The following is a 12871-nucleotide window of genomic DNA, read 5'->3' on the forward strand; positions in this document are numbered from 1 at the left end:
GCGCGAACCTAGACGACCGAGTAGGTGCTGCATGATTCCCATTGTCGACATCGAAGTCGATCCCAGGTTTCCGGCGAAGCTCGCGATGGGCATGCCCGATGCAGAAGACGTAGACGAAGAAGGTTACGGATTCTTCCGCGGAGTTTGGGCCATGGGGGAGGTGAGTTATCAGGAAGCGGTCAACATGGTCGACGAGGAACGACGTTTTGTCGACCTCGTAGATCAGGTAAGTCGGACGCATTCCGATTTCGAAGCCTTCGCCAAGGCGTTGGAGATGACGGAACACGAGTATCTTCCAGCCGAATACAAGGCGCAGAACCCCGATAGCAATCTCGTTCGCGTGATTGATGAGAGCGCCGAGGACATACCACCGCTCGACGGCCTCGAACTCGGCGTGGCCGGACTGTCGTATGCCCTAACGTCGATCGGGTGCTTCACTGCGGCGAGTTGTCGCAGCCACTACTCGGATCACTCGTGGTCGGAGCGGCCGGTGGTCTTCTTCGCGGCCGAGCGCTCCACGGTCCATTGGCTCACCCCGCTGGTGAGCCAGAGCGGATGCGGCTTCGGGGATGGCAGTGGGCACGGCGAGCGATTGCTGATCATTGAAGCACCGTCGATCACGAATCTCATGGATCTGGCCCGCCGCATTGTCCAACTCGTGAGGCGACAGCAGCCGATCAAGGGGCCAGCTGGCCCCTGACAAGAGGGCGGCATAGAGCGCTCCCGCGATGTGTCCCTGGGCGTGTTCGTAGCGGTGCGCCGCTCGGGGCCCGCCGAGCGGCGCTTGAGGCTGCTCCATACCGATGGGTCACGGGGGAGATCCATTACCGCAGGGAATTCATCGACGGTAGCCCGATCGGCGCCGGACTCGCGCACACTCCCCCAAGACGACATCACGCATTCAATACCAGTCGCCGCACGACAGTACGGGAAGGTTTACTCTCTCGGTACTGGTGGCTTGTCGTCAAGTACTACGCGAAGCCGCCTACCGATCTCAGCCGCCACCTCAACCGCCACTGCATTACCTAGGGCGCGCATCGCCGCAGTCCTTGTGCCGGGAACCTCATAGTCATCAGGAAACGTCTGGACTCGCGCGGACTCCCGGACCGTGAGATAACGGACGGACTCGTCCTGGAAGCGGATCATGGCTTCTCCGCCGGCAACACCATGAACCCCGGCCTTCAGAGTCTTAGCGGGCCAGTCGATCCATCCGCCGCTGTGGCGGGCATAGACTCGTGCGCCAGGAATGCCCCGATGGTTCAGAAAAGTGGGGCATTCGACATCATCCTCGGGGGCCGGGAGACCTGCAATGGCGTCTCGAGTCGTGCGCCAGGCATGCATCTCCTCCGCCCAAAGGCCTCCGCCGCGGAGGAGTTCTACGCGGGACCGATAGCGCTCCGGAAGTTCTGGCTTCTTGATCCCATGTCGTTGCCAATAGGTTCCAGTGACCCATTGCTCTCGAAGCAGCTGATCCCTGGCGTGGGTTGGTCGCACTTCGGACCATCGCTTTGCGCCGGGCAGGTCCTTTCTGATCCCGATCAGGAATACGCGTTTGCGTGCCTGGGGTACACCCAGGTCCGCAGCCTCGATGACCTGTCGATGGACAAAATAGGAGAGACCGGGGCGTTTCGTCTTCACGATTCGCTCGTGATGAGCTGTCCAATGCTCATCACGTCTGGGCCGGACGGACGGCTTCTTGAGCCAATCGGTGATGTAATCGTAGTAGGGCCTGAAGGACGGCCGCAGAAGGCCGGGAACATTCTCAAAGACGAAGCATTTCGGCCGCAGGGTGCGTACGGTCTCAGCGGACGCTGGGAACATGTTCCTGTCATCGTTCTCGCCAGCGTGTACACCGCTGATCGAAAATGGCTGACAGGGAGGACCGCCCGCTACGAGGTCGATGCCATCGAGGTCGAGATCAGGGGCTTCCTTCAACCAATTACGCACATCCATTTCGCGGACATGCTCTCGCTTCCACAGCGCTGGAGAGCGATCCGCGTTCGCCTGCAAAATGGCACATGCTCGCGGATCCCTCTCGATCAATTGCTCATGCTCGAACCCCGCATTGAACATCCCTATGGCCATTCCGCCGCCGCCAGCAAACAATTCTACTGACCGAGGCATCTTGGCTCCGTTTCGCGGCTCGAGTGGCGTGAACTTTGAATTTGGGTTGTCCGTCATCTGGGCGGTCCGACGTCGACACGTTCGATAATCTCCTCGACGACCGTGTCGAATTCGCGTTTCAATCGTGATTCGAAGACTCGGTAGACTGTCCAGCCCGCCTTGGCGAGCGCGGCATTGACCTCCGCGTCGCGCGTCATGTTCTTGCGTAGCTTAGCGCGCCAGAAGTCCGGATTGTTCATGCGGTCGAACTGCGTCTCGAAGGAGGCCAGTCCTCTCACCCTCCAGGCGTTGCCATGCCAGAAGTCGCCGTCGACGAACACTGCCAGCCTGGCTCCGGGGAACGCGATGTCGGGCTTGCCGATCAAGGTCGTGCGGACTCGGTAGCGCAGACCGCGATGCCACAGTGCACGCCTGAGTGCAACCTCTGGTTTCGTGTCCCGGTTGGGCACGGCCGCCATGATTCGACTGGTCACTGCAGGATCACGCACACCGCACCTCCAAGTATCGCTGGTGAGCTTAGCCGTCTGACAGCAGGTGCGTTCGACCCTCGGGATTGGCTGATGCCGTTCGGGTTGCCCGAGTTGTGATCACCTGTACATCGAGCCCAGCGAGCTCGCACAGTCTTTTGTGACGCCTCCGTTCACTGTCGGGGAGACGTTCCCCTTGCAGCAAGCTGATGACTACCAAGGGGGCCGGAAGTCCGTCGACACGCGCGTTGAGGCCAGCCCACACGAGGCTCTTAAGGTTGCGCGGATTACCCCAGATCAGCAATTTCTGGTGATTTCCATCCGTCACGTGGCATCGATTCGGCTTCTCGCGCAGGGTTCCGCTCAACACCGCCCAATCCTCTCCCAGCGCATAGCGAGCAATATCGTAGGCGCTCGGGAGCGGGTTGCCCACGAGGCCAGCGTATGGTCCGATCCCGCTGCGGGCGCGGTTGTAGTGCTTCATCGGTACGTCCTTGATCCACATGCGTGCGCGGTCGCGCGGCATGTAACGGGTCAGAACGCCACCCAGTTCCTCGTCGTCGACCCAGCGGTTGTACCAAGTGGTGCGATCTACCGGGCTGAGGCCGTCCCAGCCGAGTTCATCTGCTTTTCTATAGATGTCTCTGATCACCGCGCGTCGGATCGTTTCCGGAATATCGCTCATGCTTCTCCAAGCAACGCGTCGGGATCGGGGAACTGGAGGCGGTGTTCGTCTAGGGCGGTCTCCAAGCTCGCCGCATCCTTGATCCATTCCTGCATGAGGCTCTCGGCTCGGGTGTCAGTGAACTCAAAGCGAGTACCCGTGGGAGCCAGGCGCAGCGTCTCGTACACGTCGGCGGACACTCGCTCGCGGAGGCTCATGATCGCCGCTACTCTCCTGATGTCGCTGACAAAGTCGAGGGCCTCGACGTGACTCTTGCCTTCGCGGAGGCGCAGGCCGCGGCCGAGTTGCTGGATGAAAATTCGCCGGCTGTGCGTGACCCGTGCGAAGCAGAGGATGTTGACATCTGGAATGTCAACGCCTTCGTTGAGGATGTCGACGGCAGTGATGATCGGGATGTCACCTTGCCGGAAGGCCATGAGCCGCAACTGCCGCTCTCTTCTGTCCAGACCAGCGTGAACTGCTTTCACGTTCTTCCACTGGGGAACCTGGTTGAGCAGGCCGGCGAGGCGCTCAGCATGCTCGACCGTGCGACAGAACACCACGGCACGGGGGCTTTTGACTTGTGCCCACGTCTCGATGAGGCGGTCCCGGATTGCCTCATCCCGTTCTGGTAGGAACAGTCGGGCATTGAGGTCTCGCACGCTGTAGTCGTGCTGGCTCGCCTCGCGTACGAAGTCCCAGTTGATGTTGTCCGTGAAGAGCCGGTAACGGACCTCGGCGAGGTAGCCGAGTCTCATTCCTTCGTCGATGCCCAAGGTGTAGCTGGGCTCTCCGAAGCTGTTTCGGATGTCGAAGCGGTCTCCGCGCCACGGTGTGGCGGTGACGCCGAGCCGCGGCACATCGGCCAGGAGATCGAGCAGCTCGGCGAAGTATCCGTCCTTGGACACATGGTGGGCCTCGTCCACCATGACCAGCGCGGGCCTATACCCACTGCGCACGTAGGTCAGGGCGGTGGCCACCGTGGCGCAGGTAATTCCGCGCAGGTCGTCCGGCTTGTGGTCGCCGGTGAGCAGCTGGGTGCGTACAGTCTTCGGCGTGTGATACCACAGTGCGCGCTCGAGTTGCTCAACGAGATCCTTGGTATGGGCGACGATAAGGATCTTGTCCGATGGCTTGAGGCGTAGATGACGGGCGACGATCTCCCCGCCGATCACTGTCTTCCCCAGGCCGGTCGCGAGGATCAACAGGGCGCGTCCCGCTCCCTCAAGGTCCTCCACGAGACGCTCGAAAGCCTTGGCCTGATATTGGCGTAGTGGGCGTTCCGGCAATCGCTCGGAACAGATTTGCTCGCTGTTGTACAGGTCGACGAGTTCGCGTCCTGACCAAAACTCGATGGGATGCCCCACCCGGCGCAGCGCTTCGCGTCGTTCCTCGCTCTTAGGGCCGAAGCGGGCATTAGTAACCACCGCCGCACGATCAGTGCGGTAGAAAGCTTTCGCGTTGATGACCTCGTCGACGGCGGTGGGTGCCACTGTCCCACGCGCCTTCCACTTCGCCTGAAACACCCAGCGCTGACCGTTCAGGGTCCCGAGAATGTCGCCACCGTGATCGTTTGGTCCGTCGATATTGACCACCTCGGTGAAGCCGATATGCAGAAGCAGTCGCTCCACCTGGCGGAGGAAGGCTGCGGGGCCGATGTCCAGCAGGAAGTCCGGAGCTACAAAGGATGAGCTCACGCCAACTCCTCGACGGCGATCTCTTCCTCCAACACGTCGAGCGTCATGCGCATCATGGCTAGATCGAGTCTGGTCTTACCGCTGGTATTGCTGAGGAACGAGCCCATGATTTCGAGGAGACGACCGAGTCGTTCAACCTGGGCATGGCGGGCATCGGGGTCGTTCCATGTCGACCAAGTCGTGGAGAACACCGCATCATCCATCACGACTTCGGGGTGGGCGCGGGTGATGGCAGCGATGCCCTCCGCGGTCAGATGCACGATGAAGTCGCCGTTCTCAGTGGCCGAAGGCCACACCAGCCGGGGGTCTGCGCCAGCGGCGTGCTTTTCAGCGGCTTGCTTCTCGTCAGCCGGCAGGCTTGCCCACAGGGCGTCAGCCCGGGACGCGCCGACGCGTTGGAGGCCTTCCCTCACCCGCCCAAGAAGGGCGCTGGCGCGCTCCCGCAACGCCCCGTCGGTAAAGCGCTGATCCGGGAACTGCACCGTTACCTCAGCAGCGATGCGTGCGGCACTGTCGTCGGTATTGGCCAGGGCCCGCAACGCCTCGGCTATCTCAATGATCGCGTAGTCACGGGGATCCCGCCCGAACTCCCGGAACACCTTGTGGTCCCCATGGACGAAAACCTCGATCGAGTTGCCGCGAAGGGTGTGCGACACGCACGGGGTCGACCGACCGGAATGGTCCAGCAGCGGCACGGGCGTGTCATATACGGTGACCATGCGCTTGCCCAGCATTGCCACGGACACTGCGCCGCCCAGATCATTCAGCTTCCGTGCTCCGGTGCGATACCTGGCGAAACGCTGGTCCTCCGTCTCCGGCTGAGGCTGTGGCTGGGAGGGGGCCGGCGAGCCACCCGTTGCCATCGCGGCGTGGTCTCCTAGACCGAGTCCTGTGCGGCTGAGTAGATCACCGGGCGGTTCGGAGGAGCCGTCGGCAGCACCGTTAGCGGCTGCCGCAGTCGTCCCACCTCCAGCCGAGGTTGTCGTTCGACCGCGCTTAATCTCGTCGTGTTGCCGTGCGGCCTCGTACCATTTTTCATCCGTCAGGAACTCGGCGAGACCTTTACGGAACGATGCAGCCCATTCCCGAGCCAGTTCGTGAAGAGGTCGCTTACCGTCGCCCGGAACGAGACACTTCACCCCCGGATCATTCCTGCGGAAGCCGTTAAACAAGAGCCCCACAGGGCTATCATTGGGCGGGTACCCGAGAGCCTTCGCCTTATTTGGCTGTAGAGGCCCTTCCCCGCGAATCGCATGGACGGCGGTGATCCAATCGCGGGAATCTCTCTTGAAGTCATTCTTCTGATAGGTCACGGGAACATGGTCGAGATGTATCTCGCCAACGATGCGTCCGCCCACCGTCGCGCCTAGCTCGATCGGATATTCAGCAAGCGTCTCCCCGGTGTCAGGATTCTCCCATTCGAAGAGGCTTCGATCCGATGTGAGGATCTTCCGTCCGTTCCTGAGGAAGTCAATCCCGAAATCGCTGATGTGTAGATAGCGTTGGATCCCAACCCAGCCGACGATACGGCGTTCCCGCAGTTCAAGATTCCCGCCGCCGCACTCGACGCACGCCTCGGGGGACACGCGGTGCCAATGTCCGCAGTCCTGGCACGCCCAAGCCGGAGACAGTGGACGATCGATCGGTTGGATGGCCTTCACATCGGAGCCTCGATACGGAACCGAACGCTGGGCGTCCCAGACGCAAGGCCGACGCGGGCGCACAAGGGTGTTGTTGACCAGTAGTTGGAAACCGCGCCCCTTCAGGTCAACCCCGGGAAGCTCGGGCAGATCATCCTTGCCGCGAAGGAGATATGAATAGACCTTGCCCAGCTGATCCCGGATATTGGAAGCCAACTGGGGGCGGCGCAGCGCGGCTCGAGTGTCAGTCCTCAACCGATGCACGGTGATCTCCGTTCCGTGCATCGTGGGGTCGTCCTTGGCTTCACGACGCAGAGGCGCCCTGAACTCCCCCTTCTGCTGCATCTCAAGGAAATTGATTTCAGCGATCAGCCAGTCCCGGTCCCCTGCCCGGGTGGTCCGCACCTCGGTCACGGATCCCAGATTGGCAGTTGCGATGTTGAAGCCCATGCCGAAGAGTCCCAGGCTTCCGTAACGACTGTTCCGGCTATAGCCGGCGCGCAGGGCGAGCTGGAAGGCCTCAAGGCTCATGCCGCGCCCATTGTCGGCGACACACACAATCTCATCGCCTTCGGGGGTGCCAGGCTTCGGCAGTGTGACACGGACGTAAGGCGGATCGTCGGCATCGCGAGCGTCATCGGAGAGGAAGTCGTCAAACGCGTTGTCAATGAGCTCGGCGAGGCACTGCCATGGCTTGTAGGGGATGTCGCCCAGCACCTCAAGGAGCCGTGGCGAGGGCGTCAGATCCAGGCTCTCCGGGTACGGCTCGCTTGCACCAAGTGACACTGAAACCCCTCCAGCTTCAGTCGTGGATGCCGACCGTCACCGCCCGCACCCTGGCGATGCTGTCATCACCGCGTGTGCGACAAGATTACTCAGTCGTGGCTTTCGAGAGCGTGGAGTGGTTGATGTTGCTCTCCCCAACGCCCGCTCCGGCGGCATCACTTGTCGAACCATTTGTCGTCAGGAGATGCTTGACCTCACTCAGGTGTTGCCCTGGTTCAGACTCGGCCGATCCGTGACCTCCGCGCCCGCGTACGCTGACGGGCCGAGGGGGTGGACGTGGATCAGCAGCAGCTGACTGAGTACCGCTACCGCGCAGTTCGCGAGGTACTTGGTGGGTCACCGATTGGGGAGGTTGCCGCCCGCTATGGCATGTCCCGGCAGACCCTGCACACGTGGCGGCGACGTTTTGATCAGGGGGCATCCTGGGGCTGGCTGACCGGTCCAAGCGGCCTTGGAACAGTCCGGCGCGGATCTCCGCCGATGTTGAGGCGCTGATCTGCGAGCTGCGTCGGCAGCACCCGCAGCACGGCGCCCGTCGGATCGCCCATGAGCTCGACCGCCGCAGCCCGGGATCTGCCCCGTCGCGCGCGACCGTCCACCGCGTGCTGTCGTGCAACGGCCTGATCCGGCGGCAGGAACAGCGGCACCCGCGAAAGTACCGACGCTGGCAGCGTGAGGCGCCGATGCATCTGTGGCAGCTGGACCTGGTTGGCGGAGTGCCGCTGGCCGATGGGCGGTCATGCAAGCTAGTGACCGGCATCGACGATCATTCCCGGTTTGTCGTGATCGCCTCCGTCGTCGCGGTGCCCAGCGGAAGGGCGGTGTGTTCGGCGTCAAGTCCGGCCGCCTGGAACTCAACCTTCGTGTTCGGGGCACCAACTACGATCGCCTCGACATCACCGGCGCCCGCTGAGGACTCGACGGCTCAGAAGCCGTCCCCCAACTCCACTCACTGATCGCGAACGGCCACGTCGAGGGCAACTCGGCCCTCCGCGCGGCCCGTGAGCAAATGTGCTGGTCAGCGGCAGAAAAGAAGAGGAAGACCCGTCGAACTGTACGCCGGGACTCAAGCTCGCGCTCTGCCGTTACAGCTCGCGCGTACCATCGCTACCAGCCGCCTCGACCGTTCGGCACCAACCCGAAGCTCCTTACGCAGCGACTCCGCCGACACCGGCCGCTGATGCAGCTCCCGATGCCGGTCATCCACACGCCGGGCACGTTCCAGTAGCGGATCGCGATCGTCGGTATCTCCCTCCCCTGGCTGCTGCTCTACCCGGCTCTTCGCCTCGCCACGGGAACGATCAGAGAGAAGTTCCACCGCCAGCAACAGCGCCACCGGTGGCCAACCCGCCACCAGCACCGGCTTCCACGCCACAGCGGGAGCCGCGGCGATGTTCGCCGCAAGGGAGACGGCGATTCCGAGCAGAAACGCCAGCCACACCACCCATCGCGACCGGCGGTCACCGCCCCTGGACCGCTTCAGAACACCGACCGTCGCCAGCAGAAGGAGCCCGTCGACCGACAGCGGCCACAGCGTCGCAATGGTCTTGTCCGCCCCACCCTGCAGCGCGAACTCCCGCTGGTGGACGTACGAGGCGTACGCCGCAACCCCAGCGACCACCACAGCCCCCACGCGCCGAACCCACACCTCCGAGTCGGCGGCCATCCGCACGGCGGACCGCTTCACCGCCCCGCCCTCCCCCTGGCCGTCGGGCAGAAGCTCCCCTCGACAACAAGCTTCCCCGTCAAAACCCCCAGGTCAGACCGTCCACCTTCTGCGGCGAGCCCCGCCGGGGGCGCACCTCATTGGCCTTCCTTCGGGAAGGCCCTTTTTGCTGCGGGCACGCGCGTGAGGCTGCCGAGGAGTGCCGCGTTGCAGAGCCCCGCCGCTGCCGTGCCGACGGCGAAGACGGTCGGGGCGAGCCAGGTGAGTGAGGACTGTTCGGCGGGCAGCGACGCCAGGAAGGCGAGGGCGCCGAGCGGTGCCGTGGCGAGGAACGGGTAGAACCCGGCGAGCCCCGGGTCGGGACCGGCGTACCAGGCCCCCAGGAAGAACGCCAGCGCCGCCGCGACCACCGCGAGGTAGACCCGCGCGAGCCAGGTGTCCGTGGCGAGCGCGAGCAGGCGGCGCAGGCGGCGGCGAGGGCGGTAGGCAGGCGGCATCGCGGGTCCTTGGGCTCGGTCCGGTTCGGCGAGCACCACTGTGGCCCGGCGGCCCGCCCCCGGCATGAGTACGCGTACTCACCGGGGCGGCCACCGGGCCGGGCTCCGCGGCATGAATGCACCCCCACCAGCGCAGCCACCGGGCCGAGGCCCTGCGACATGAACGGGCCCTCACCGGCGCGGTCACCGGGCCGGAGCCCCGCAGCATGAATGCGCTCTCACCAGCGCGCCCATTGGGCCGGGCCCCGAGGCATGAATGCGCCCCCACCAGCGCGGGGCCACCGGGCCGAGGCCCCGCAACATGAATGCACCCCCACCAGCACGGCCACCAGGCCGGGCCCCGCAACACGAATGCGCCCCCACCAGCGCAGCCACCAGGCCGAGGCCCCGTCACGCGACCGGGTGCGCCACCTCGTCCCCGCTCTCCCGCCGGGAAGGCGCCACCGTCGCTCCGGGAGCCATCCCCCGGCGGCCCGCCAGGCGGCAGCCGACGCAGCCCGGGTGTCCCGCGCGCGCCGTGCTGTCGCGTAGCCTCATGGGCCGCTGGGACGGCGGTCTCGGGCCCGGTCCCTTGCCCCAGCCCGCCAGGTGCAGGAACCAGGTGACGAACACCGCGAGGGCCATCACGCCGAGCCCCAGCCAGATGCCGGGGCGCCAGCCGGTGATGCCCACTCCCGCGATCAGCGCCCCCACCGTGCCGACCGCGCAGCCGGTCCAGCCGGCGATCGTGTGGCCGTCGTCATGTGTACTCACGTGTCGCGCCCTCCCCGTGCCCGCGGGGGCACGGCCTGGCCGCGCCCCCGGCACCAGACGTAAGATGCCTTAGCGAGTAAGTAATTTATCTTACGTACTAAGGGATTTCAATGGAGGGCAAGCGTCGCCCCAGCGCGTCCGCGCAGGACGTGGTCGCCGCGGTGGACGACCTCGTCGCGACGAGCGTCGTCGGGCAGCAGGAGTTCGCACGGAACCTCGGCCTGTCCGTCACGGACCTGATCTGCTTCGCGTACGTCCTCCAGGCCGGGGACGACGCGGTCACCGCGGGCGAACTGGCCACGCGCGCGCACGTCACGACGGGCGCGGTGACGGGCATCCTCAACCGCCTGGAGCGCGGCGGGTTCGTGACCCGGTGCCCCGACCCCGCCGACCGGCGCCGGGTGCGCGTCGTCGCCGTACCGGCCGCGTCCGCGCGCGTGCGGGAGATCTACGAGCCGTACTACGCACGCCTGATGGCGCTGTTCGACGACTTCACGCCCGACGAGATCGCCGTGATCGCCGCCTGGTCCGCGCGGGCGAGCGCCGTCGCGCGCACCTATCTGGAGGAGTCGTGCGAGGAGCCGGACGCGCCCTGACGCTCAGCCCCGGTAGAGCGCCTCGATCTCCTGCGCGTACGCCTGCTCCACGGCCCGTCGCTTGATCTTCAGCGACGGGGTGAGCAGGCCGTTCTCCTCGCTGAACTCCCCTTCCACGACCGCGAAGCGGCGGATGGACTCGGCGCGCGACACCGCTTCGTTGGCGTGGTCCACGGCCTTCTGGAGGTCCGCGAGGAGCTCCGGGTCGCGGCGCAGCTCGGCCGGTGGCGTGTCCGCGGGGCGCTTGCGGACGGCCAGCCAGTGCGCCACGGCCTCCGGGTCGAGGGTGATGAGCGCGCCGACGTAGGAGCGGTTGTCGCCGACGACGAGGCACTGGCCGACCAGGGCGCGGCCGCGCAGCCGGTCCTCCAGGACGGCGGGCGAGACGTTCTTGCCGCCACTGGTGACGATGATGTCCTTCTTGCGGCCGGTGATGGTGAGATAGCCGTCCTCGTCGAGGGCGCCCAGGTCGCCGGTGGCGAACCAGTCGCCGGTGAGGACGGCGTCGGTGGCGTCCCGGTCGTTCCAGTACGAGGTGAAGACGATGCCTCCCTTGATGAGCACCTCGCCGTCGTCCGCGATGCGCACCGCCGTGCCGGGCACCGGCAGGCCGACGGTTCCGGGGCGCGGCCGCAGCGGCGGGATGATCGTGGCGGCCGCGGTGGTCTCGGTGAGTCCGTAGCCTTCGTAGATGACGATTCCGGCGGCGTAGAAGAACAGGTTGAGCTGTCGGTCGAGCGGGGAGCCGCCGCTGATGGCGTAGCGCAGACGGCCGCCGACCTCCTTGCGGATGCGCCGGTAGACGAGCAGGTCGTACAGCGCCCAGCCGAGGTAGAGCCCGACGGAGGGGCCGGGTCCGGTGCCGAGGAACCTGTTCAGATACGCCTCCGCGAAGCGCACGCCGATCCGCTCCGCGCGGTCGAAGGAGGCGCCCCGGCCGATGCGTTCGGCGGTCGCGCGCCCGGTGTCGTGGATCTTCTCGAAGAGGTACGGCACGCCGACGACGAACGTCGGCCGGAACGCGCGCAGTTCGGGCCGCAGTTCGTCCGGCTTGATGCTCGGACAGTGGCCGAGTTCGATGCGGGCGAGCATGCAGGCGATCTGAATGCTACGGCCCAGGATGTGGGCGAGCGGCAGGAAGAGCAGCGTGGCGGCCCGCTGGCCGGTGATCGCTTTGAACACCGGGTACAGCAGGTCGACGGTGTTGGCCGCCTCGGCGTGCAGGTTGCCGTGGGTGAGGACGCAGCCCTTGGGGCGCCCCGTGGTGCCGGAGGTGTAGCAGATGGTGGCGATGGTGTCGGGGGTGAGCGCCGCGCGCCGCTTGGCGACCTCCTCGTCGCTCACCTCCTGGCCGCGTTCGGCGAGTTCGAGGACCGCGCCGTCGTCGATCGTCCGGACGGTCAGGGGCGCGTCGTGGCCCGCGACGGCGTCCCGTGCCGTCGCCGCGTTCGCCGGGGTCTCGGCGAAGAGCAGGCTCGCGCCGGAGTCCCGTACGATCCACTCGATCTGCGCGGCCGACGACGTCGGGTAGACGGGCACGGTCTGGCCGCCCGCCGCCCAGACGGCGAAGTCGAGCACCGCCCACTCGTAGCGCGTACGGGACATCAGGGCCACCCTGCCGCCCGGTGCGAGCCCCGTCGCGATCAGGCCCTTCGCGGCCGCGGTGACCTCGCGGGCGAAGGCCGCGGCCGTCACGGGCCGCCACCGGCCCGCCTCCTTGCGGCGCAGCACCACGGCGTCGGGGGCCTCGGCCGCGTTGGTGAAGGGGATGTCGGCCGTGCTGCCGTGCGTGGCCTCCGGGACTAGGGCGGGGGCGCGGGCCTCGCGCACCACGCCGTGCCCGTCCCGGACGAGCTCGACCTCGGCACGCCCGGCGAGACCGGGGTGGCGCCGCGCCTTCTTCAAGTCCTTGCGTACGCCCATGACGGCTCCCGGTACGTGTCCGTGGTGCGGGTACGTGCGGGTACGTGTCCGTGGTGGT

General features: G+C 65.7%; 13 protein-coding genes. 4 read left to right on the forward strand and 9 right to left on the reverse strand.

Annotation, left to right across the window (positions count from 1 at the left end):
• Nucleotides 1–31: 31 nt before the first annotated feature.
• A complete protein-coding gene (locus ACIG3E_RS08395; RefSeq protein ID WP_399612854.1) occupies nt 32–700 on the forward strand; it encodes a hypothetical protein in 669 nt (222 codons plus the stop codon).
• A gap of 236 nt (nt 701–936) precedes the next feature.
• Here the strand turns inward: ACIG3E_RS08395 and ACIG3E_RS08400 are convergent, their stop codons facing one another.
• The 5 genes from ACIG3E_RS08400 to ACIG3E_RS08420 are packed head-to-tail and all read right to left on the reverse strand — an operon-like array spanning nt 937 to nt 7378.
• Complete coding sequence (locus tag ACIG3E_RS08400) at nt 937–2181, reverse strand: DNA cytosine methyltransferase (protein WP_399612856.1); 1245 nt, start codon at nt 2179–2181, stop codon at nt 937–939.
• Entirely contained in the window at nt 2178–2612 is a 435-nt protein-coding gene (locus ACIG3E_RS08405; RefSeq protein WP_399612859.1) for a very short patch repair endonuclease, read from the reverse strand. Before ACIG3E_RS08405 ends, ACIG3E_RS08400 begins: the two co-directional genes overlap by 4 nt.
• Before the next feature lie 28 nt (nt 2613–2640).
• On the reverse strand, nt 2641–3276 hold the full coding sequence (locus tag ACIG3E_RS08410) for a hypothetical protein (protein WP_399612861.1): 636 nt from the start codon (nt 3274–3276) through the stop codon (nt 2641–2643).
• Nucleotides 3273–4952: a DEAD/DEAH box helicase family protein gene (locus ACIG3E_RS08415; RefSeq protein WP_399612863.1), complete on the reverse strand. Its 1680-nt coding sequence runs from the start codon at nt 4950–4952 to the stop codon at nt 3273–3275. The genes ACIG3E_RS08410 and ACIG3E_RS08415 overlap by 4 nt, the downstream gene beginning before the upstream one ends.
• Complete coding sequence (locus ACIG3E_RS08420) at nt 4949–7378, reverse strand: ATP-binding protein (RefSeq protein ID WP_399612866.1); 2430 nt, start codon at nt 7376–7378, stop codon at nt 4949–4951. The genes ACIG3E_RS08415 and ACIG3E_RS08420 overlap by 4 nt, the downstream gene beginning before the upstream one ends.
• Before the next feature lie 276 nt (nt 7379–7654).
• Here ACIG3E_RS08420 and ACIG3E_RS08425 point away from each other — a divergent pair, with 276 nt between their 5' ends.
• Together ACIG3E_RS08425 and ACIG3E_RS08430 are read left to right on the forward strand one after the other, a co-directional pair.
• A complete protein-coding gene (locus ACIG3E_RS08425) occupies nt 7655–7873 on the forward strand; it encodes a transposase (protein WP_399612869.1) in 219 nt (72 codons plus the stop codon).
• Nucleotides 7849–8334 (forward strand): hypothetical protein, encoded by a 486-nt coding sequence (locus ACIG3E_RS08430; RefSeq protein ID WP_399613508.1) that lies wholly within the window; start codon nt 7849–7851, stop codon nt 8332–8334. Before ACIG3E_RS08425 ends, ACIG3E_RS08430 begins: the two co-directional genes overlap by 25 nt.
• Nucleotides 8335–8444: 110 nt before the next feature.
• On the opposite strand, the gene ACIG3E_RS08435 is transcribed toward ACIG3E_RS08430, so the two are convergent.
• From ACIG3E_RS08435 to ACIG3E_RS08445, 3 genes are all read right to left on the reverse strand, one after another.
• Nucleotides 8445–9065, reverse strand: coding sequence for a DUF2637 domain-containing protein (locus ACIG3E_RS08435; RefSeq protein ID WP_399612873.1), 621 nt, complete (start codon nt 9063–9065; stop codon nt 8445–8447).
• Between the two features lie 116 nt (nt 9066–9181).
• A complete protein-coding gene (locus tag ACIG3E_RS08440; protein WP_399612875.1) occupies nt 9182–9541 on the reverse strand; it encodes an SCO4225 family membrane protein in 360 nt (119 codons plus the stop codon).
• A 390-nt stretch (nt 9542–9931) separates the two neighbouring features.
• On the reverse strand, nt 9932–10294 hold the full coding sequence (locus ACIG3E_RS08445; protein WP_399612879.1) for an HGxxPAAW family protein: 363 nt from the start codon (nt 10292–10294) through the stop codon (nt 9932–9934).
• A 110-nt stretch (nt 10295–10404) separates the two neighbouring features.
• Here ACIG3E_RS08445 and ACIG3E_RS08450 point away from each other — a divergent pair, with 110 nt between their 5' ends.
• A complete protein-coding gene (locus tag ACIG3E_RS08450; protein ID WP_399612882.1) occupies nt 10405–10890 on the forward strand; it encodes a MarR family winged helix-turn-helix transcriptional regulator in 486 nt (161 codons plus the stop codon).
• Nucleotides 10891–10893: 3 nt separating this feature from the next.
• Here ACIG3E_RS08450 and ACIG3E_RS08455 read toward each other — a convergent pair whose 3' ends face one another.
• The gene (locus ACIG3E_RS08455; RefSeq protein ID WP_399612884.1) at nt 10894–12813 is read right to left on the reverse strand and encodes an AMP-dependent synthetase/ligase; all 1920 of its coding nucleotides are present in this window, start codon (nt 12811–12813) and stop codon (nt 10894–10896) included.
• Nucleotides 12814–12871: the final 58 nt, after the last annotated feature.

It is taken from the genome of Streptomyces sp. NPDC053474 (assembly GCF_044544845.1).
Classification (GTDB): Bacteria; Actinomycetota; Actinomycetes; order Streptomycetales; family Streptomycetaceae; genus Streptomyces.

Bases quoted from the DNA above. Each gene is read 5' to 3' on its own strand.
- ACIG3E_RS08455 (WP_399612884.1), bottom strand. From the start codon at position 12,813: ATGGGCGTACGCAAGGACTTGAAGAAGGCGCGGCGCCACCCCGGTCTC.
- ACIG3E_RS08450 (WP_399612882.1), top strand. From the start codon at position 10,405: ATGGAGGGCAAGCGTCGCCCCAGCGCGTCCGCGCAGGACGTGGTCGCC.
- ACIG3E_RS08410 (WP_399612861.1), bottom strand. From the start codon at position 3,276: ATGAGCGATATTCCGGAAACGATCCGACGCGCGGTGATCAGAGACATC.
- ACIG3E_RS08395 (WP_399612854.1), top strand. From the start codon at position 32: ATGATTCCCATTGTCGACATCGAAGTCGATCCCAGGTTTCCGGCGAAG.
- ACIG3E_RS08440 (WP_399612875.1), bottom strand. From the start codon at position 9,541: ATGCCGCCTGCCTACCGCCCTCGCCGCCGCCTGCGCCGCCTGCTCGCG.
- ACIG3E_RS08400 (WP_399612856.1), bottom strand. From the start codon at position 2,181: ATGACGGACAACCCAAATTCAAAGTTCACGCCACTCGAGCCGCGAAAC.